Genomic DNA, 17,532 nt, shown 5'->3' on the forward strand with positions numbered 1-17,532 from the left:
CCGGCGCTGATCCCGCGACGGCGCCCAGTAGGGTCGGGGCATGTCGCGCCTGTTCGTCCGCCGCCCCTCGCCGCTGCTCGCCGACGGTGAGCTGACCCACCTCGACCGTGTGCCGGTCGACCCCGACCTCGCGCTGAGCCAGTGGCAGGCGTACGTCGAGGCCTTCCGCTCGCGCGGCTGGGACATCGTCGAGATCGCCCCGGCCGACGATCAGCCCGACGGCGTCTTCGTCGAGGACGCCGTGGTCGTGTTCGGCGACGTCGCGGTGCTCTGCCGCGCGGGCGCAGCCTCGCGACGCGGCGAGGCGGAGAGCGTGCGCGCCGGGGTGGCGGCATCCGGGATCGAGCTCGTCGAGATCGTCGAGCCCGGAACGCTCGACGGCGGCGACGTGCTCAAGGTCGGCCGGATCGTCTACGTGGGCGCCTCCTCGCGCACGAATGCGGCGGGGATCGCGCAGCTGCGCGAGCTGCTCGAGCCGCGCGGGTGGGAGGTGCTCGAGATCCCGGTCACGAAGGTGCTGCACCTGAAGTCGGGCGTGACGGCGCTGCCGGACGGCACAGTGGTCGGGTACGAGCCGTTGGTCGACGACTCCACGCTGTTCCCCGTCTTCGCGGGGGTGCCCGAGGAGCACGGCACGGCCGTGGTGGTGCTCGACGAGGGCACGGTGCTCATGTCGGCGGACGCTCCGGCCACCGCCGAGGAGCACCGGTTCCGCGGGCTCGATGTGGTGACCGTCGACGTGAGCGAGTTCGAGAAGCTCGAAGGCTGCGTCACCTGCCTATCGGTGCGCCTGCGGGACTGACGTGGGCGGGTGAGCCTCGACGAGAAACGCTCCCCGCACTGAGGAACGCGCGCAGACGGCGTTTCTCGGTGCAGGGAGCGTCTATAGCGCGAGATCAGGCGTGCAACGCCTCGTTCAGGGTCACACCCACGCCCGCCCGGGCCGACGCCTCGACCGCGCCGGTCAGGGAGTTGCGACGGAAGAGGATGCCGTCGCGGCCCGACAGCTCACCGGCCTTTACCGTCTCGTCACCGACGCGCACCTTGGTGCCGGCCGTGACGTACAGGCCGGCCTCGACGACGCAGTCGTCGCCGAGGGAGATGCCGATGCCGGCGTTGGCGCCGAGCAGCGTGCGCGCGCCGATCGAGACGCGGTGCGTCCCGCCGCCCGAGAGGGTGCCCATGATCGACGCGCCGCCGCCGATGTCGGTGCCGTCGCCGATGACCACGCCCTGCGAGACCCGGCCCTCGATCATGGAGGCGCCGAGGGTGCCGGCGTTGAAGTTGACGAAGCCCTCGTGCATCACGGTGGTCCCGGGGGAGAGGTGGGCGCCGAGGCGCACGCGCGAGGCGTCGGCGATGCGCACACCCACGGGGAGCACGTAGTCGGTCAGACGCGGGAACTTGTCGAGCCCCTGCAGCTGGATGCCGTGGCGCTTGAGCTGCGGCAGCAGACGTGCGGCGTCGTCGGGGTGCACCGGACCGGCGTTGGTCCACGCGACGTTGGGGAGGTGGCCGAAGATCCCGTCGAGGTTGATCTCGTTGGGGCGGACGAGCAGGTGCGACAGCGCGTGCAGACGCAGGTAGGCGTCGACGGTCGAGGCGGGCGGCTCGTCGGCGTCGATCGTGAGCGAGATCGTCTCGACGACGACACCGCGGCGCTCGTCGGGGCCGGCCGTCGACTCGAGCGCCGCGCGGGCGGCATCCAGATCGCCCGATGCGCCCAGGACGGGCTCCGGGAACCAGGCGTCGAGCACCGTTCCCTCGGTGGTCCGCGTGGACAGGCCGGCAGCGCTGATGCGTCGTTCGTCACTCACGGTTCCAGGCTACCGGCGGGAGCCCGTGTGGAATGATCGGACGCATGGCCGCGCTCGACCTCACCTCCTCCTCCGTCGCCCTCACACGGGCGATTTGCGACATCCACAGCGAGTCCGACGACGAGACGGCGCTCGCGGATGCCATCGAGGCCGCCGTCTCGGCCTACGCCCATCTCGAGGTCATCCGCGACGGCGACACCGTCGTCGCCCGCACGAACCTCGGGCGCGACCGGCGGGTCGTGATCGCCGGGCACATCGACACCGTTCCGATCAACCGCAACCTGCCCGTCGAGGACCGCGAGATCGACGGCGAGGCGTTCCTGTGGGGCCGGGGCACGGTCGACATGAAGGCGGGCGTCGCCGTGCAGCTCAAGCTCGCGGCCGAACTCACCGATCCCTCGGTCGACATCACCTGGATGTGGTACGACCACGAAGAGGTCGACTCCGCCCTGAACGGATTGGGCCGTCTCGCCCGCAACCGGCCCGACCTGTTCGCCGGCGACTTCGCCATCCTCGGCGAACCGAGCAACGGCGAGGTCGAGGGCGGCTGCAACGGCACCCTGCGCGCGCTCATCCGCACCGAGGGCGTGCGCGCGCACAGCGCCCGGTCGTGGATCGGAGAGAACGCGATCCACAAGGCGGCGCCGATCCTCTCGCGCCTGGCCGAGTACCGTGCCCGCGAGATCGAGGTCGACGGCCTCGTGTACCGCGAGGGACTGAACGCCGTGAGCATCTCGGGCGGGGTCGCCGGCAACGTCATCCCCGACGCGTGCGAGGTCGAGGTCAACTACCGCTTCGCGCCCAGCCGCGACGCCGCGGCCGCTTCCCGCGTCGTGCACGACGTCTTCACGGGCTTCGAGATCGAGATCGTCGACGTCGCCGAGGGTGCGCGCCCGGGCCTCGACGCCGAGGTGGCGAAGGACTTCGTGGATGCCGTCGGCGCGACGCCCAAACCCAAGTACGGCTGGACCGACGTGGCGCGGTTCTCGGCGCTCGGCATCCCGGCGGTCAACTACGGTCCGGGCGACCCGCACCTCGCGCACCACGACGAGGAGCGGGTGCCCGTGGCGCAGATCGATGCCGTCGAGCGCGGACTGCGTGCCTGGCTGAGCCGGTCGTGACCGCCGCGGCCACGGCATCCGCCCCCGTCCGCGGGTGGACCCGTCTCCCTGTCGCGGCCCGCATCGCGATCGTCTACGTGGCCGCCCGCCTGGTGACGACGGGGTTCTTCCTCCTGGCCGCCGCGATGTCGGGACCGGGGTCCAGGTTCGGGGTGGCGCCGTCGCTGGCCGAGTTGTCGATCGGGTGGGACGCGCAGTGGTACTGGCTGGTGGCGGTGTCGGGCTACCCGACCGAGCTCCCGCTGGCCGCCGGCGGTCACGTCGCCGAGAACGCCTGGGCATTCATGCCGCTGTACCCGTTCCTCGCCAACGCCCTCGGTTTCGTGATGGGCTCGTGGGGCGCCGGCGCCGTCACGATCTCGCTGGCGGCGGGCTACGGCGCGTGCCTCGCGCTGCACGCGATGCTGCGCGAGCGCATCGGGGCGTCGGCGGCGATGTGGAGCGTCGTGTTCTTCGCCTGCGGCCCGCTCGCGGCGCTGTTCCAGGTGGGGTACGCCGAATCCCTGTTCCTGTTCGTGCTCTTCCTCGCCCTCTGGTGCGTGCAGCGTCGACGGTTCGCGTGGCTGTACCTGCTCGTCCCCGTCATGGGCTTCACCCGTCCCGGCATCCTGGCCTTCGCCCTGTTCCTCGGGCTGTACGGCATCCACCGCTTCCTCCGTCGCCGCGTCGATCCGCTGCCGCTCCGTGACGTCGTGCACATCCTCGCTCTCGGCGGCGTTTCGGTGATCGTCGGTTTCGCGTGGCAGACGGTCGCCGCGATCGTCACCGGCGACTCGGGGGCGTACCTGGCGACCGAGCTCGCGTGGCGACGCAACTGGACCGGGGAGAGCGACGGCGGCTTCGTCCCCGTCGACGGGTGGGCGCGGGCGGTCGGATTCTGGTTCACGCAGTGGGGGCTGGGCGCGGTCGCCGGTTACGTGTTCCTCGTGCTGTTGATCGGCGGCGTCACCGCGGCGCTGCTGTGGCTGCCCGAGGTGAAGAAGCTCGGCGTGGAGGTGCGCCTGTGGTCGGCGAGCTACCTCGTGTACCTGCTGCTGGTGTTCTTCCCGCAGTCGAGCGTTTTCCGTCTGCTCGTCCCGATCTCGCCCCTGTGGGGCGCGTTCGCGGTGCCGCAGAACCGGGTGTGGCGGGCGGGTGTGCTCGCCGCGGCACTGCTCGGACAGTGGTGGTGGATCTACAACATGTACGCCCTCGGCAACCAGTACTGGCAGATTCCGTGACGCCCGCGGGCGGGCATGATCACGGGTCCGCGCGGTGACCGACTAAACTACCTCTCAGACCAACGACGAAAAGGGGGCCGCGATGGCAGCCATGAAGCCGCGTACCGGCGACGGACCGATGGAGGCCGTGAAGGAGGGCCGGTTGATCATCGTGCGCGTGCCGCTCGAGGGTGGCGGGCGACTCGTCGTCTCGGTGAACGACGCCGAGGCGAAAGAGCTCTACGACGTTCTCGGTGGCGTCGTCTCCGCCTGACGACAGCGCTGAATCGCGAAGGCCGGCCCCCTCGGGGGCCGGCCTTCATCGTTGCCGGATCAGGCGTCGACCGGGCGCGTGGTCAACTGCAGCAGACCCTCGCCGGTGGTGGAGAGAGCGCCGATGACGGCCGGGGAGGACTGCACCTCCTGGATCAGCGAGCGGTAGGCGGTGGTCACGGGGTCGCGACGGACCGGGTCGGCGACGGCGCCGCCCGCCAGGACCCGCGGGATCAGCACGGTTCCGCCGGCGCGCACCAGGCGCAGACCGTACTCGACGTACTCGATGACGCCCTCGGGGTCGGCGTCGATGAAGACGATGTCGTACGAGGCCTCGTTCATGCGCGGCAGCACGTTCGACGCGCGGCCGGTGATGAATCGGGCGCGGGCCGCAGGGATCCGCGCGTCGGCGAAGGCCGCACGGGCCGCGCCGAGGTGCTCGGGTTCGCTGTCGATCGTGGTGATCGTGGCACGCGGGGAGCCGTGCAGCAGCCAGAGCCCGGAGACGCCGCCGCCGGTGCCGACCTCGACGATGTTGAGGGCACGGGATGCCGCGGCGATCACGGCGGCCTGCGCGCCGACGGCCGCGCTGATGGGGGCGGCACCGAGTTCGAGCGCGTGCGCCCGGGCGCGAGCGATGTGCTCGGGCTCGACCGTCGACTCCTGCACGAACCGTTCGTTCGCCTGTTGACCGCTCACGTGGACCTCCTCGACTCAGGCTAGACGGCCGCGCCGGTCTGACGCCCCAGGCGCGGCCGGTAATCTGGAGGCATGTTCTTCGGCCTCACGTTCGAGAAGCTGCTGCTGATCGGCGTGATCGCGGCGGTGCTCATCGGCCCCGAGCGGCTGCCGCGTTATGCGGAGGCGCTGGCGAAGTTCACCAAGCGGGCGAAGGAAACCCTGCAGGGTGCACGCACGCGCATGCGCGACGAGATGGGCCCCGAATTCGACGACGTCGACTGGAAGAAGCTCGACCCCCGTCAGTACGACCCGCGGCGCATCATCCGCGAGGCGCTGCTCGATGACACGCCCACGGCCACCATGCGCGCCGCGGGGGCGGCCGCTCTCGCCTCGCGGGAGAAGCCCGCCACGATGCCGTTCGTCGCCGGAGAGCGTCCTCCGTTCGACGACGAGGCCACCTGACCCGTTCGTTCCTGCGTCACCGGGACAAGGGATGCTTCGGGAACGGGCCGCTTCGCCCAGGAAGCGTCTGTTCTCGCGACGGTGGGGCGTCGCGCCGACTCAGAGGCCGAGACGCAGCGGCTTACCCGCCAGGCCGCGGGGGCGCGTCGCCAACGCCGTGGCGGCCTCGACGATCGCCCGAGCGGCGGGATCGTCGGGGGCCGAGAGCACGACCGGCCGGCCGTCGTCGCCGCCCGTGCGCAGCGCCGGGCTGAGAGGGACGGATGCCAACAGCGGCACCGCCGCGTCGTCGCTCGAGAGGGCACGGGCCACCTCGGCCCCGCCCCCGGCGCCGAAGAGGTCGAGCACCGTCCCGTCGGGGAGGGTCATCGCCGCCATGTTCTCGATCACGCCGATCGGGCGCTGACCCGTCTGGCGTGCGACGAGGCCCGAGCGCACCGCGACCTCGGCAGCGGCCGCCTGCGGAGTGGTGACGACCAGCACCTCGGCGTGGGGGAGCAGCTGCCCCACGGAGATCGCGACGTCACCCGTGCCGGGCGGCATGTCGAGCAGCAGCACGTCGAGGTCGCCGAAGAACACGTCGGTGAGGAACTGCTGCACGGTGCGGTGCAGCATCGGCCCGCGCCAGGCGACGGCGCCCGCGGCATCCTCTCCCGGACGACGCAGGAACATGCCGATCGAGATGACCTTCACGCCGTAGGCGACGGGCGGGAGGATGAGGTCGTCGAGCCTGGTCGGGGCCGGGGGGAGCCCGTCGGCGTCGACGAGACCGAGAAGCCCCGGGATCGAGAAGCCGTGCACGTCGGCGTCGATCAGACCGACACGCAGCCCCTGGGCGGCGAGAGCCACGGCGAGGTTCGCGGTGACGGTCGACTTGCCGACGCCGCCCTTGCCGCTGGTCACGGCGATCACACGCGTGAGCGAGTCGGGCCCGAAGGGCATCTCGCGCTTCGCGCGTCCGCCGCGCAGCTTCTCGGTCAACGCTGTGCGCTCAGCGGGCGACATGACGCCGACCCGCACGTCGACCGCATCGATCCCGGCGACCGCGGCCGCGGCATCCCGGACGTCGCGCTCGATGCGGTCGGCGGCGGGGCATCCCACGATCGTGAGGGCGATCCCGACCTCGGCGACGCCGTCGCGCACGGCGATGTCGCGCACCATGTCGAGCTCACCGAGGGGGCGACGCAGCTCGGGGTCGGTGACCGCGGCCACGGCGGCGCGCACCCTCGCGGCGACATCGACGCTCACGAGCCGGACCGCGGCGGGTCGTCGTGCTCGTCGAGGCGTTCGAGGACGGCCTTCAGCTCGGTGCGCAGCGTGTCCTTCGTGATGACCTCGTCGGTCAGGTCGCGCACGGCCATGCGCAGGGCCACGATCTCGCGCGCGAGGTACTCGGTGTCGGCGAGGTTGCGCTCCGCGCGCTGGCGGTCCTGCTCGATCTGCACGCGGTCGCGGTCGTCCTGACGGTTCTGCGCGAGCAGGATCAGCGGGGCCGCGTACGAGGCCTGCAGGGAGAGCACGAGCGTCAGGGCCGTGAAGCCGATGTCGGCCGAGTCGAAGCGCAGCTCGTCGGGCATGAGCGAGTTCCACCCCATCCACACCACGCAGAACAGCGTGAGCGAGAGGAGGAACGTGGGCGTGCCCATCGCGCGCGCCACCCACTCGGTGAAGCGCCCGAAGCGGTCGCGTGAGGGCTGCGGGGTGCGCGGGGCGAGCACGCCGGTGCGCCCGCGGGGCGCATCGAGGGCCGGCTGCTTGTTGTTGCGTGCCATCAGCGCCTCCTCGGGGTCTGCGGGATCTGGGGGATGCTCTGGGTCGTCAGCGGTCTGACGCTCGTCTTCGGTCTCGGATCGTCGGTGTCGTGCGTGCGCCAGTCGTCGGGCAGCAGATAATCGAGGACGTCGTCGACGCTCACGCAGCCCACGAGACGGTGCGCTTGGTCGACGACGGGCAACGACACGAGGTTGTAGCTGGCGAGCAGACGCGCGACCTCGGCGGCGGTCGCGTCGGAGGGCACCGGCTCGAGCGTGTCGTCGATGATCGCGCCGAGACGCTCGTGCGGCGGATAGCGCAGCATGCGCTGGAAGTGGACCGTCCCGAGCAGCCGCCCCGTGGGCGTCTCGTACGGGGGCAGGGTGATGAACACGGATGCCGCGAGGGCGGGGTGCAGCTCGTGCCGGCGGATGAGGGCTAGGGCTTCGGCGACCGTCGCGTCGGCCGAGAGCACGATGGGCTCGGGCGTCATGAGACCACCGGCGGTGTCGGGGCCGTACTGCAGGAGCGCGCGGACGTCGTCGGCCTCCTCCGGCTCCATCAGGTCGAGCAGCTGCTCGGAGCGCGACTCGGGGAGCTGACCGAGGAGGTCGGCCGCGTCGTCGGGCTCCATGGCATCCAGGATGTCGGCGGCGCGCTCGTCGCCCAGCTGCTCGAGGATGTGCACCTGCTCGTCCTCGGGCATCTCCTCGAGGGCGTCGGCCAGGCGGTCGTCGCTCAGCTCTTCGGCGACCTCGATGAGGCGCTCCTCCGGGAGGTCGAGCAGGGTGTTCGCCAGGTCGGCGGGCTTGAGCTCGGAGTAGGTCGCGACCAGCTGCTCGGCGGACTGCGCCTCGCCGGGGACCTGGTTCTCTCGCACCTCGCCCCAGGCGGCGAAGGTCGTCGCGCCCTTGGCGAACGGTGACGCGCTCGTGCGCGGACGCCGCAGGAATAGCTGACCGACGTCCCACTCGCCGAGACGGTTGCGCTCGATCGCGACGTCTTCGATGACGGCGGTTCCCGAGCCGTCGACGAGGCTCACGCGCCGGCCCAGCATCTCGGCCATGACGCGCACCTCGCCGCCGCGCTGCTGGAACCGGCGCACGTTGATGAGGCCGGTCGTGATGACCTGGCCGGACTGGATGGAGGTGACGCGTCCGATGGACACGAACACATGTCGTCGTCCGGGGATCTCGACGACGAGCCCCACGACGCGCGGTGCGGCGGACGCGCGGTAGATCACCACGACGTCGCGCACCTTACCCAGACGGTCTCCCGCCGGGTCGAACACCGTGCAGCCCGCCAAGCGGGCGACGAAAACCCTTTGCGTGCTCACCGGTCCAGCGTAGTCCGCGCCTCCTCTGCAACACCTCGGGAACGGTCAGGCGCGCGTGACAGGATGGTGAAATGAGTATGTTCGCGCAGCGTCCGGGTGCCGGTCGCGACGAGGTCGGCGAGAAGATCGCCTCGTTCCCGACGTATGAACAGGCGCAGAAGGCCGTCTCGTCCCTCATCGCCGGCGAGGTGCCCGCGCGCGACATCGCGATCGTGGGTTCGGGTCTGCGCTCGATCGAGTGCATCACCGGAAAGCTCGGCTACGCCACCGCTGCCCGCTCGGGTGCGCTGAACGGCCTCATGCTCGGTCTGCTCTTCGCCTTCATCTTCGTCCTCGGGATGCCGACCGTGCAGATCTCCGCCTTCATCGGCGTGCTGCTGGTCGGTATGGCGCTCGGCATGATCCTGAGCCTCGGCACGTACTCGATCGTCCGCCGTCGCCGCGACTTCGCCTCCGTCATGCAGGTCGCCGCCGATCACTACGACGTGTGCGTCGCGGCCACCAGCGTCCACAAGGCCCGCGGCATCGTGGGCCCGAGCGGCACGGCCGCGCGCACGGTCGTCTCGCGCCCGGCCACCTCCGACACCGCCCCGCCGCAGTACGGCGAGCGTCGCACGCCGGGGGCCCCGGGGCCCCAGGGTGAGCGCCCCGCGACGGAGAGCCGGCGGCCGGCGCCGTCCGCGCCGCAGTACGGCGAGCGCGTGACACCGGGTACCCCCGCGCCCGTCGCGCCCCCGCGCCCGCCGGCGCCCACTCCCGAGCCGGCGAACAACGACGACGATCGGCCCCGATACGGCGAGCGGGTTCCGCCGCCCAGCGATGACTCGTCGAACAAGGCCGACCGCGGTCAGTGAGCGCGCGTCCCGTCCGCATCCCGGTCGTGCTGCCAACCGGGTCGACGGAGGTGTCAGGGCTCTGGTCGCCCGCCGGTGACACGACCGTCGCCCTCGCGCACGGCGCCGGTGCCGGAATGGAGCACCCGTTCCTCGCGGGGCTGGCCGACGCTCTCGCCGCGGACGGTGTCTCGGTGCTGCGCTTCGTCTTCCCCTACGTCGAGGCGGGGCGGCGCATGCCCGGACCGGCGACGCACGCCGTGGCGACCTGGGCGGGCGTCGAAGCCTGGCTCGCCGATGCCGCCCCCGGGCCGTTCACGGCGGTGGGCAAGTCGTACGGCGGGCGCATGGCATCCGTCGCCACCGCGGAGGGCGTGATCGCCCCCGCCCGGTTGATCTACCTCGGGTATCCGCTGCACCCGCCGGGCCGGCCCGACAAAGCGCGCCGCGAGCACCTGCCCGCCATCGCGGTGCCGCAGCTGTTCGTCGAGGGCGAGAACGACCCGTTCATCGACCCGCGGGAGCAGTTCGACGAGGTGCTCGCCTCGTGCCAGGACGCCCGGGAGCATTGGATCGCGGGCGGCAACCACTCGTTCGAGGTGAAGGGCGCGCGGCGCCCGGCCGACGAGATCGGCGCGGGGCTTGCTCGCGTGGTCGCGGAGTTCGCGCGTGGGCGGTAGGCGTCAGCGCCCCGCGGCGTAGCCCTGCGCCCCGCGCGGGTTGGCAGCCGCCCACAGCACGCCGTCCGCGCCGCACCCGACCGCGGTGACCCGGCCCAGCGCCCAGTCGCCCGCGCGGCGCACCCGGTGGCCGCGCGCCTCGAGCGCCGCGACGACATCGTCGCTCAGCCGGTCCTCGACGACGACCCCGGCGGGCGACCAGGTCCGCGGCCAGAACGAGTCGATCAGGGCCGTGGTGTGCAGGCTCGGGGCGTCGATCGCCTGCTGCGGCGAGTAGCCGCCGACGATCATCCGCAGCAGCACGGGTAGCTGCCACATGTCCTGCTGGTCGCCGCCGGGTGAGCCGATCGCGATGACCTCGTCTCCCCGCGTGAGCAGCGTCGGAGTGAGGGTCGTGCGCGGACGTCGCCCCGGAGTGAGGGATGCCGGGTGCCCCGGGATCAGCCAGGTCGCCTGCAGGCGCGTGCCCAGGCAGAACCCCAGCGACGGCACCGTCGGGGAGGACTGCAGCCACCCGCCCGACGGCGTCGCCGACACGGCGTTGCCCCAGCGGTCGATGACGTCGACGTGGCAGGTGTCGCCGCGGGTCTGCCCCGAGCGGTCGACCGTCGGCTCGCCCGTCGACCCGTCGGCGACGACGGCGTCCGTGCGCAGCGGCGGCAGCACGGGCGTGCGTCCGTCGGGGGAGCCGGGGCGCAGCTCGCTCGACGCGGTCGGGCCGATCAGGTCCCGCCGCGCGGCGACGTAGTCGTCGGCGAGGAGCGCGGCGACGTCGACCGCGCCGTCGGCGTCGCCGAACCACGCGTCGCGGTCGGCGTAGGCGAGCTTCTGCGCCTCGAGCAGTCGGTGCGCGCCGTCCGGCGACGCGGGGTCGAGGTCGGCGGCGTCCTCGAGCAGGCGCAGCGTGTGCAGGAGAGCGGGCCCCTGCGACCACGCGCCCGCCTTGAAGACGTCCCACCCGCGGAACGACGTCGACACCGCGGGTTCGAAGGACGCGCGCCACGACGCCAGGTCGGTGGCATCCAGGATGCCGGGATGATCGGCTCCGTCCGCGTGCCGGTGCGGCTGCTCGAGGAAACGCGCGGCCTCCGGCAGCACCACCGTCATCCACCGTTCGCGCGCCGCATCGATCCGCGCGATCCGGTCGGCACCGCCCGCCGCGGACAGGTCGTCGAGCACGTCGGCCCACGCCGGGTTGCGCACGAGCGTGTCGGGCGCGGGCGGCGAGCCGGTCGGCATCCACCGCTCTGCCGACGACGGCCAGTGGTCGCGGAACAGCTCCGCCACGCGGGCGATCGTGGCGGCGGCGCCCGCGACGAGCGGATGGCCGTCCCGCGCGTAGCCGATCGCGTAGGCGAGCACGTCGGCCAGCTCCCACGTGCCGTGGTCGCGCACGAGCAGCAGCCAGGCGTCCACCGCGCCGGGGACGGCCGCGGCCATCCCTCCCGCGCCGGGGACGAGGTCGAGCCCGCGCGCGCGGAAGCGCTCGATGCTCGCGCCCGCCGGGGCAGGACCCTGGCCCATGAGCACGACCGGGGCCTCGGCGCCGGCGGGCCGGACGAGCGCGACGAGGTCGCCCCCGGGGCCGTTCAGATGCGGTTCGACGACGTGCAGGACGAAGGCGGCGGCCGCGGCCGCGTCGAACGCGTTGCCGCCGCGCTCCAGCACCGACTGCGCGGTCGCCGTGGCGGTCCAGTGCGTCGACGCGGCCATGCCGAACGTGCCCCGCAGGGTGGGGCGGGTGGTGAACGGCTCCGGGGGAGTGAACGTCATCGCGAGAGGCGCGCGATCCACTCCTCGACCTCGTCGGCGGTACGCGGGATCCCGGCCGAGAGGCTGACCGGGCCGTCCGCCGTCATGACGATGTCGTCCTCGATGCGTGCACCGATGCCGCGGTACTCCTCGGGGACGGTGAGGTCGTCGATCTGGAAGTAGAGCCCGGGCTCGATCGTGAACGCCATGCCGGGTTCCAGCAGACCGTCGTAGTACATGTCGCGACGGGCCTGCGCGCAGTCGTGCACGTCGATGCCGAGGTGGTGGCTCGTGCCGTGCACCATGTAGCGGCGGTGCTGACCGCCCTTGTCGGCGTCGAGCGCCTCCTCGGCCGTGACGGGGAGCAGGCCCCACTCGGCGACGCGTGCGGCGATGACCTCCATCGCGGCCTCGTGCAGGCGGCGGAACGGCACCCCCACCTTCGCGGCGGCGAACGAGGCGTCGGCGGCCTCGCGGACCGTCTCGTAGATGCGGCGCTGGATGTCGGTGAACGTGCCCGAGACCGGGAGCGTCCGCGTGATGTCGGCGGTGTAGAGACTGTCGACCTCGACACCGGCGTCGACGAGGATCAGGTCGCCGGGCGTGACCGCGCCGTCGTTGCGGGTCCAGTGCAGGTAGCAGGCGTGGGGACCGGATGCCGCGATGGTGTCGTAGCCGACGCTGTTGCCGTCGGAGCGGGCCCGCTGATGGAACACGCCCTCGACCACGCGCTCCCCGCGCGGGTGCTCGATGATGCGGGGGAGCTGGGCGACGATGTCATCGAAGCCGCGGCCGGTGACCTCGACGGCGAGGGCGAGCTGCGCCAGCTCGTAGTCGTCCTTGACGAGACGAAGCTCGGAGACGAACCGGGTGACCTCGTCGTCGGCGCCGACCGTACGGTCGTGCTCGCCGGGCTGGAAGTCCTCGAGGTGGGCGGTGGCCAGGGCCAGGTCGGCGGCGACGCCGTCGAGGGCGGGGCGGGGACCGATCCAGAACTCGCCGACCGTGGCATCCGAATAGAACTCGGCGGTGGTGCGGTCGGCCCGCTCGCGGAAGTAGAGCACGGCTTCGTGCCCCTCGTCGCGGGGTTCCAGCACGAGGACGGCGTCGGGCTCGGCGTCGCTGCCCCAGCCGGTCAGGTGCGCGAACGCGGAGTGCGCGCGGAAGGGATAGTCGGTGTCGTTGCTGCGCTGCTTCAGGCCGCCGGCGGGCACGACGACGCGCTGGCCGGGGAAGGCCTCCGACAGGCGCTCGCGTCGCTTCGCGGCCCACGCCGCCTGTTCGCGCGCCTCGGGCAGTATCACCGGGTGCTCGGCCCACCCGGTCGAGATCGTGTCGAGGAAGCCTCGCGGGAACGGCGCCTTGCGGTTGCTGGGGGCGTCGAGCTTCGCCTCCTCGGCCTGGGGCTCGGCGGTCTGTGCGGTCGTGTCGCTGGTGGAGGGGGCGTCCATCGTTCCAGTCTCGCACCGGATCGTGTGCGGCGCACGGATGCCGGGATGCTCCGGCGTTCGTGAACTCGCCCGTGGGTGCCGCGCGGGTCGTGCCGGGCTCCGGAACCTCTTCGCGCCGTCGACGGGTTCCGGCGCGTCCCGGCCTCGTTTCCGGAGGCCGGCACACGCGGACGCGGCTCAGCCGCCGGTGCGCTCGAGCTGCACGACGATGGGGCGGTGGTCGCTGCCGGAGCCGTCGAGCGAACGCATGACGACCGAGCCCGACACCGTCCAGTCCGGCGTCGCCATGACGTGGTCGATGGGTGCGCCGAGCAGCGCCGGCGCATCCGTCGGCCAGGTGCCGACCCCGCCGTTGCCGCTCGCCGACGCGGCGTCGTGGCAGCGTCCGAGGGTGCCGCCGTCGACGCCCATGCCGGTCATGTGGTCGAGGGTGGCGTTGAAGTCTCCGGCGAGGATCACGTTGTCGCTCGCGCACTGGTCGGCGAGCCACTGCAGGTCGCTGCGCCACTGCGTCATGTACTCCTGCCGCGGGGCGACGGCATGGGCGGCCACGATGATGGGCCCGTCGCCCGACACGGGCATGGCCACGGCGCTGGGGACGGTCGAGGTGTTGCTGGAGCCGTCGAGCGAGGACTGGATGACGGAGTAGTCGCCGAGCTCGGGCCGGATCAGGACGGTGGTGGAAGTGGCATCCCATCCGGTGATGCCGTACTCGCCGTACTCGGCGTGGTGCGCCCACATCGGGCGACCCATCTCGCGCATCATCTCGGCGACGTCGGCGCCCGTCTCGATCGTCGTCTCGGGCAGGGTGACCACGTCGGCCTGCATGCCGACCGCGAAACGCGCGATCTCCGCCGACGAGGTCGCCTCGCCGGCCGTGTTCCACGTCATGACGCGCAGGCTCGTGTCGGTCTTGTCGGGCAGGCCCTCGGTGCCGAGGCCGCGCTGCGACAGCAAAGCGACGTTGACGCCGCCGGAGACCCCGAAGACGAGAGCGAGCACGAGGGCGAGCGCACGGATCGGGCGCAGCAGCGCGAACAGCAGCATCAGCACGGCCGCGGCCAGGAACGCCGCCGCCACGGGGGCGCGGAACGAGATGACCTGCGCCAGCGGGAACGACCGCTCGAGCCCGAACGCCGACGGCCACGTGAGCACGGCGGCACCCGCCGCGAAGACGAGCGCGACGAGGAAACCCAGCAGTCGACGCACGAACCCGACCCTAGGCGAGCCGACTGGGAGAACCACGGATGCCGCCTCGGCATGCCCTCCGCATCGGCACCGCCGTCCGCGACCGGCGCGGAGCGCTACGCTCGACGGGTGCCGCAGGATCGTCGTTTCACCGGACCGAGCGATCTGCACCTGCACTCGTCGCACTCCGACGGCACGGAGGCGCCCGCCGCCGTCATGGCCGCGGCGCACCGGCACGGCCTGCACACTGCAGCCCTTACCGACCACGACACGACGTCGGGATGGGCGGAGGCGGCCGAGGCAGCGACCTCGCTCGGCATGACGTTCGTGCCCGGCATGGAGCTGTCCGCCCGGCACCGCTGGCGCAGCGTCCACCTGCTGGCCTACCTCGTCGACCCCGACGATGCGGCGCTTCGGGCCATGACCAATCGCATCCGCTCGTCGCGGCTCGACCGGGCGCAGATCATGGCCGAGCGCATCTCGCACGACTACGACATCGGCTGGGACGACATCGTCGCCCAGACCACCGACGGCGCGACCGTCGGTCGACCGCACATCGCCGATGCACTCGTCGCCCGCGGCATCGTCGCGGACCGGACCGAGGCCTTCGCCGGCATCCTGCACCCTTCGGGCGACTACTACGTGGCGCTGTTCGCCCCCGATCCGGTCACCGCCGTCGAGCTGGTCGTCGGCGCCGGAGGGGTGCCGATCGTGGCGCATCCGGCCGGTCGCGCCCTGCTCCCCGATGGGGTGCTCAGTGCCATGCTCAGCGCGGGCCTCGCCGGCTTCGAGCTCGCGCACCGCGAGAACCTCCCCGAGCCCACGGCTGTGCTGGCCGCCCTCGCCGCGGAGCGCGACCTCATCGTGACCGGCTCGAGCGACTACCACGGGCTCGGCAAGCCGAACGTTCCCGGCGAGAACACGACGGCCGACGACATGGTGGCGCGCATCTTCGCCCGGGGCCGCGGGACGGCACCGGTCTTCCCCTGACGGCGGGTCGGCGCGGGTCTTCTTGACGGCGGGTCGGCGCGGGTCTTCTTGACGGCGGGTCGGCGCGGGCGGTGGCGGCGGTCCGCTGCTGCTGCGGCCCTAACTCGGCTGCGAGAAACGCTGGGGGCAGTGAGAAACGCCGTCCGGCAGCGTTTCCCGCTCCAGGAAGCGTTTATCGCGGGGAAGGTGCGGCCTCGCGCTTCGGCTCGGGTTGCGGATGCCGGCACCCCGACGTCGCGTGAGGCGGCGCAGACCCCGCGATAAACGCTGGGGGCAGTGAGAGACGCCCGACAGCGTTTCCCGCTCCAGGAAGCGTTTATCGCGTGGAAGGTGCGGCCCCCGCGCTTGGGGCGTGCAGTTCCGGATGCCGGCACCCCGACGTCACGCGAAACGGCGCCGACCCCGCCGGGTCGGCGCCGTCTCAACGTGAAGGCGTCAGGCGACAGGAGCCGTCGGCGTGCCCGAGCTGCCGCTGCCGCGACGACGGCGGCGACGACGCGGGGCCGCGTTGCCGTCGTGGTGCTCCTTGCCGGCGCCGTCGTGGGTGCCGGCGCCGCCCTCTTCGCGCGGCGCGGCGTCACCGGCGGGGGCGCCACCCTCGGCCGACGACGATCCGCCGCGGCGGCGGCGACGCGGAGGGCGGGTGCCCCCGGCATCCTGGCCCTCGCTCTTCTTCTCAGCGCGGGGCGCGACGGCCTTCGGAGCTGTCACAAGACGACCCTTGGTGCCCTCGGGGATGTTCAGGTCGGTGTACAGGTGCGGGCTCGACGAGTAGGTCTCGGTCGGCTCGGGCTGGCCGAACTCGAGGGCGCGGTTGATGAGCGCCCACTTGTGCACGTCGTCCCAGTCGACGAAGGTCACCGCGATACCGGTGCGACCGGCGCGACCCGTGCGGCCCGCGCGGTGCAGGTACGTCTTCTCGTCGTCGGGGATCGTGTGGTTGATGACGTGGGTGACGTCGTTGACGTCGATACCGCGCGCGGCGACGTCGGTGGCGATCAGGACGTCCTTCTTGCCGGCCTTGAACGCGGCCATCGAGCGCTCGCGCGCCTCCTGGCTCATGTCTCCGTGCACCGCTGCGGCGTTGAAGCCGCGGTCGCCGAGCTCGTCGACCAACTTCTGGGCGGCGCGCTTGGTGCGCGTGAAGATGACGGCCTTCTCGCGACCTTCCGCCTGCAGGATGCGGGCGATGACCTCGTCCTTGTCGAGCGAGTGCGCGCGGTAGACGAGGTGCTTGATGTTGGCCTGCGTGAGACCCTCGTCGGGGTCGTTGGCGCGCATGTGGATCGGGTTCGACATGAAGCGGCGCGCGAGAGCGACGATGGGGCCGGGCATGGTCGCCGAGAACAGCTGCGTGTGACGCACCGCGGGCACCTTCGAGAAGATCTTCTCGATGTCGGCGAGGAAGCCGAGGTCGAGCATCTTGTCGGCCTCGTCGAGGACGACCTCGGTCGCGTGCGACAGGTCGAGCAGGCGCTGGTTCGCGAGGTCGATGAGGCGACCCGGCGTGCCGACGACGATCTGCGCGCCGGCCTTGAGCTGGTCGATCTGCCCCTCGTACGCCTTGCCGCCGTAGATGGCGACGACGCTGGTGGGGCGGTTCGACGTCAGCATGTCCATGTCTTCGTAGACCTGCACGGCGAGCTCGCGCGTCGGGACCACGATCAGCGCTTTGACGCCCGGCTCGGGGTTGAGCCCCAGGCGCTGGACCACGGGGATGCCGAAGCCGAAGGTCTTACCGGTACCGGTCTTGGCCTGGCCGATGATGTCCTGGCCGGGAAGACCGAGGGGGATCGTCTGCTCCTGGATGGGGAAGGCATTGTGGATGCCCTTGGATGCCAGGGCATCGACGATGTCCTGGTCGATGCCGAGCTCGGCGAATGTCGTCATGAGCGTGCCTGTTTCCGGCGGCGAGAGACCGCCTGGGGAGTCGTATCCACGCCTCACTCGTCCACAGGCGCGGGGCCCCGATCCGACGCCGGGGCGGTCCCACTCTA

General features: G+C 72.1%; 17 protein-coding genes. 8 read left to right on the plus strand and 9 right to left on the minus strand.

The genetic code is table 11. The annotated features are described in order from the left end of the window. The first annotated feature begins 40 nt into the window (after window positions 1–40). A complete protein-coding gene (gene ddaH / locus Q9R20_RS11855; protein WP_311249531.1) occupies window positions 41–802 on the plus strand; it encodes a dimethylargininase in 762 nt (253 codons plus the stop codon). A gap of 94 nt (window positions 803–896) precedes the next feature. Here the strand turns inward: ddaH and dapD are convergent, their stop codons facing one another. Then, the gene (gene dapD / locus Q9R20_RS11860) at window positions 897–1,817 is read right to left on the minus strand and encodes a 2,3,4,5-tetrahydropyridine-2,6-dicarboxylate N-succinyltransferase (RefSeq protein WP_311249532.1); all 921 of its coding nucleotides are present in this window, start codon (window positions 1,815–1,817) and stop codon (window positions 897–899) included. Window positions 1,818–1,861: 44 nt separating this feature from the next. On the opposite strand from dapD, the gene dapE reads away from it, so the two are divergent. The 3 genes from dapE (at window position 1,862) to Q9R20_RS11875 (ending at window position 4,411) form a co-directional block, all read left to right on the plus strand. Continuing rightward, the gene (dapE, locus tag Q9R20_RS11865; protein WP_311249533.1) at window positions 1,862–2,938 is read left to right on the plus strand and encodes a succinyl-diaminopimelate desuccinylase; all 1,077 of its coding nucleotides are present in this window, start codon (window positions 1,862–1,864) and stop codon (window positions 2,936–2,938) included. Continuing rightward, window positions 2,935–4,158 carry a hypothetical protein gene (locus Q9R20_RS11870; RefSeq protein ID WP_311249534.1) on the plus strand — a complete coding sequence of 408 codons (1,224 nt, stop codon included), beginning with the start codon at window positions 2,935–2,937 and terminating at the stop codon, window positions 4,156–4,158. The genes dapE and Q9R20_RS11870 overlap by 4 nt, the downstream gene beginning before the upstream one ends. An 82-nt stretch (window positions 4,159–4,240) precedes the next feature. Next, on the plus strand, window positions 4,241–4,411 hold the full coding sequence (locus Q9R20_RS11875; RefSeq protein ID WP_144835152.1) for a DUF3117 domain-containing protein: 171 nt from the start codon (window positions 4,241–4,243) through the stop codon (window positions 4,409–4,411). 59 nt (window positions 4,412–4,470) lie between these two features. Here Q9R20_RS11875 and Q9R20_RS11880 read toward each other — a convergent pair whose 3' ends face one another. Further along, a complete protein-coding gene (locus Q9R20_RS11880; RefSeq protein WP_311249535.1) occupies window positions 4,471–5,109 on the minus strand; it encodes a class I SAM-dependent methyltransferase in 639 nt (212 codons plus the stop codon). A gap of 72 nt (window positions 5,110–5,181) precedes the next feature. Between Q9R20_RS11880 and Q9R20_RS11885 the strand changes: the two genes are divergently transcribed. Further along, complete coding sequence (locus Q9R20_RS11885; RefSeq protein WP_311249536.1) at window positions 5,182–5,553, plus strand: Sec-independent protein translocase TatB; 372 nt, start codon at window positions 5,182–5,184, stop codon at window positions 5,551–5,553. 99 nt (window positions 5,554–5,652) lie between these two features. On the opposite strand, the gene Q9R20_RS11890 is transcribed toward Q9R20_RS11885, so the two are convergent. From Q9R20_RS11890 to Q9R20_RS11900, 3 genes are read right to left on the minus strand one after another with little or no spacing between them, the layout of a single operon-like run. After that, window positions 5,653–6,801 (minus strand): Mrp/NBP35 family ATP-binding protein, encoded by a 1,149-nt coding sequence (locus Q9R20_RS11890; protein ID WP_311249537.1) that lies wholly within the window; start codon window positions 6,799–6,801, stop codon window positions 5,653–5,655. After that, complete coding sequence (locus Q9R20_RS11895) at window positions 6,798–7,325, minus strand: DUF1003 domain-containing protein (RefSeq protein ID WP_295835890.1); 528 nt, start codon at window positions 7,323–7,325, stop codon at window positions 6,798–6,800. The genes Q9R20_RS11890 and Q9R20_RS11895 overlap by 4 nt, the downstream gene beginning before the upstream one ends. Then, on the minus strand, window positions 7,325–8,641 hold the full coding sequence (locus tag Q9R20_RS11900; RefSeq protein ID WP_295835887.1) for a magnesium transporter MgtE N-terminal domain-containing protein: 1,317 nt from the start codon (window positions 8,639–8,641) through the stop codon (window positions 7,325–7,327). Before Q9R20_RS11900 ends, Q9R20_RS11895 begins: the two co-directional genes overlap by 1 nt. 71 nt (window positions 8,642–8,712) lie before the next feature. Here Q9R20_RS11900 and Q9R20_RS11905 point away from each other — a divergent pair, with 71 nt between their 5' ends. Both Q9R20_RS11905 and Q9R20_RS11910 read left to right on the plus strand, forming a co-directional pair. Continuing rightward, complete coding sequence (locus tag Q9R20_RS11905) at window positions 8,713–9,495, plus strand: YrzE family protein (RefSeq protein ID WP_311249538.1); 783 nt, start codon at window positions 8,713–8,715, stop codon at window positions 9,493–9,495. Next, window positions 9,492–10,154 carry an alpha/beta family hydrolase gene (locus Q9R20_RS11910; RefSeq protein ID WP_396653689.1) on the plus strand — a complete coding sequence of 221 codons (663 nt, stop codon included), beginning with the start codon at window positions 9,492–9,494 and terminating at the stop codon, window positions 10,152–10,154. Before Q9R20_RS11905 ends, Q9R20_RS11910 begins: the two co-directional genes overlap by 4 nt. Window positions 10,155–10,157: 3 nt before the next feature. On the opposite strand, the gene Q9R20_RS11915 is transcribed toward Q9R20_RS11910, so the two are convergent. The 3 genes from Q9R20_RS11915 to Q9R20_RS11925 form a co-directional block, all read right to left on the minus strand. Then, complete coding sequence (locus tag Q9R20_RS11915; RefSeq protein ID WP_311249539.1) at window positions 10,158–11,927, minus strand: gamma-glutamyltransferase; 1,770 nt, start codon at window positions 11,925–11,927, stop codon at window positions 10,158–10,160. Beyond that, window positions 11,924–13,357 (minus strand): Xaa-Pro aminopeptidase, encoded by a 1,434-nt coding sequence (locus tag Q9R20_RS11920; RefSeq protein WP_311249540.1) that lies wholly within the window; start codon window positions 13,355–13,357, stop codon window positions 11,924–11,926. The genes Q9R20_RS11915 and Q9R20_RS11920 overlap by 4 nt, the downstream gene beginning before the upstream one ends. Window positions 13,358–13,534: 177 nt before the next feature. Next, a complete protein-coding gene (locus Q9R20_RS11925) occupies window positions 13,535–14,566 on the minus strand; it encodes an endonuclease/exonuclease/phosphatase family protein (protein ID WP_311249541.1) in 1,032 nt (343 codons plus the stop codon). Window positions 14,567–14,674: 108 nt separating this feature from the next. Between Q9R20_RS11925 and Q9R20_RS11930 the strand changes: the two genes are divergently transcribed. After that, complete coding sequence (locus Q9R20_RS11930) at window positions 14,675–15,535, plus strand: PHP domain-containing protein (protein ID WP_311249542.1); 861 nt, start codon at window positions 14,675–14,677, stop codon at window positions 15,533–15,535. A gap of 435 nt (window positions 15,536–15,970) precedes the next feature. Here the strand turns inward: Q9R20_RS11930 and Q9R20_RS11935 are convergent, their stop codons facing one another. After that, entirely contained in the window at window positions 15,971–17,425 is a 1,455-nt protein-coding gene (locus Q9R20_RS11935; protein ID WP_311249543.1) for a DEAD/DEAH box helicase, read from the minus strand. Window positions 17,426–17,532 lie beyond the last annotated feature (107 nt).

Source organism: Microbacterium sp. PRF11, from assembly GCF_031844085.1.
Classification (GTDB): domain Bacteria; phylum Actinomycetota; class Actinomycetes; order Actinomycetales; family Microbacteriaceae; genus Microbacterium.

Excerpts from the sequence above, each read along its gene's own strand:
- ddaH (WP_311249531.1), top strand. The coding sequence starts at position 41 with ATGTCGCGCCTGTTCGTCCGCCGCCCCTCGCCGCTGCTCGCCGACGGT.
- dapE (WP_311249533.1), top strand. The coding sequence starts at position 1,862 with ATGGCCGCGCTCGACCTCACCTCCTCCTCCGTCGCCCTCACACGGGCG.
- Q9R20_RS11875 (WP_144835152.1), top strand. The coding sequence starts at position 4,241 with ATGGCAGCCATGAAGCCGCGTACCGGCGACGGACCGATGGAGGCCGTG.
- Q9R20_RS11885 (WP_311249536.1), top strand. The coding sequence starts at position 5,182 with ATGTTCTTCGGCCTCACGTTCGAGAAGCTGCTGCTGATCGGCGTGATC.
- Q9R20_RS11895 (WP_295835890.1), bottom strand. The coding sequence starts at position 7,325 with ATGGCACGCAACAACAAGCAGCCGGCCCTCGATGCGCCCCGCGGGCGC.
- Q9R20_RS11905 (WP_311249538.1), top strand. The coding sequence starts at position 8,713 with ATGAGTATGTTCGCGCAGCGTCCGGGTGCCGGTCGCGACGAGGTCGGC.
- Q9R20_RS11915 (WP_311249539.1), bottom strand. The coding sequence starts at position 11,927 with ATGACGTTCACTCCCCCGGAGCCGTTCACCACCCGCCCCACCCTGCGG.
- Q9R20_RS11920 (WP_311249540.1), bottom strand. The coding sequence starts at position 13,357 with ATGGACGCCCCCTCCACCAGCGACACGACCGCACAGACCGCCGAGCCC.
- Q9R20_RS11935 (WP_311249543.1), bottom strand. The coding sequence starts at position 17,425 with ATGACGACATTCGCCGAGCTCGGCATCGACCAGGACATCGTCGATGCC.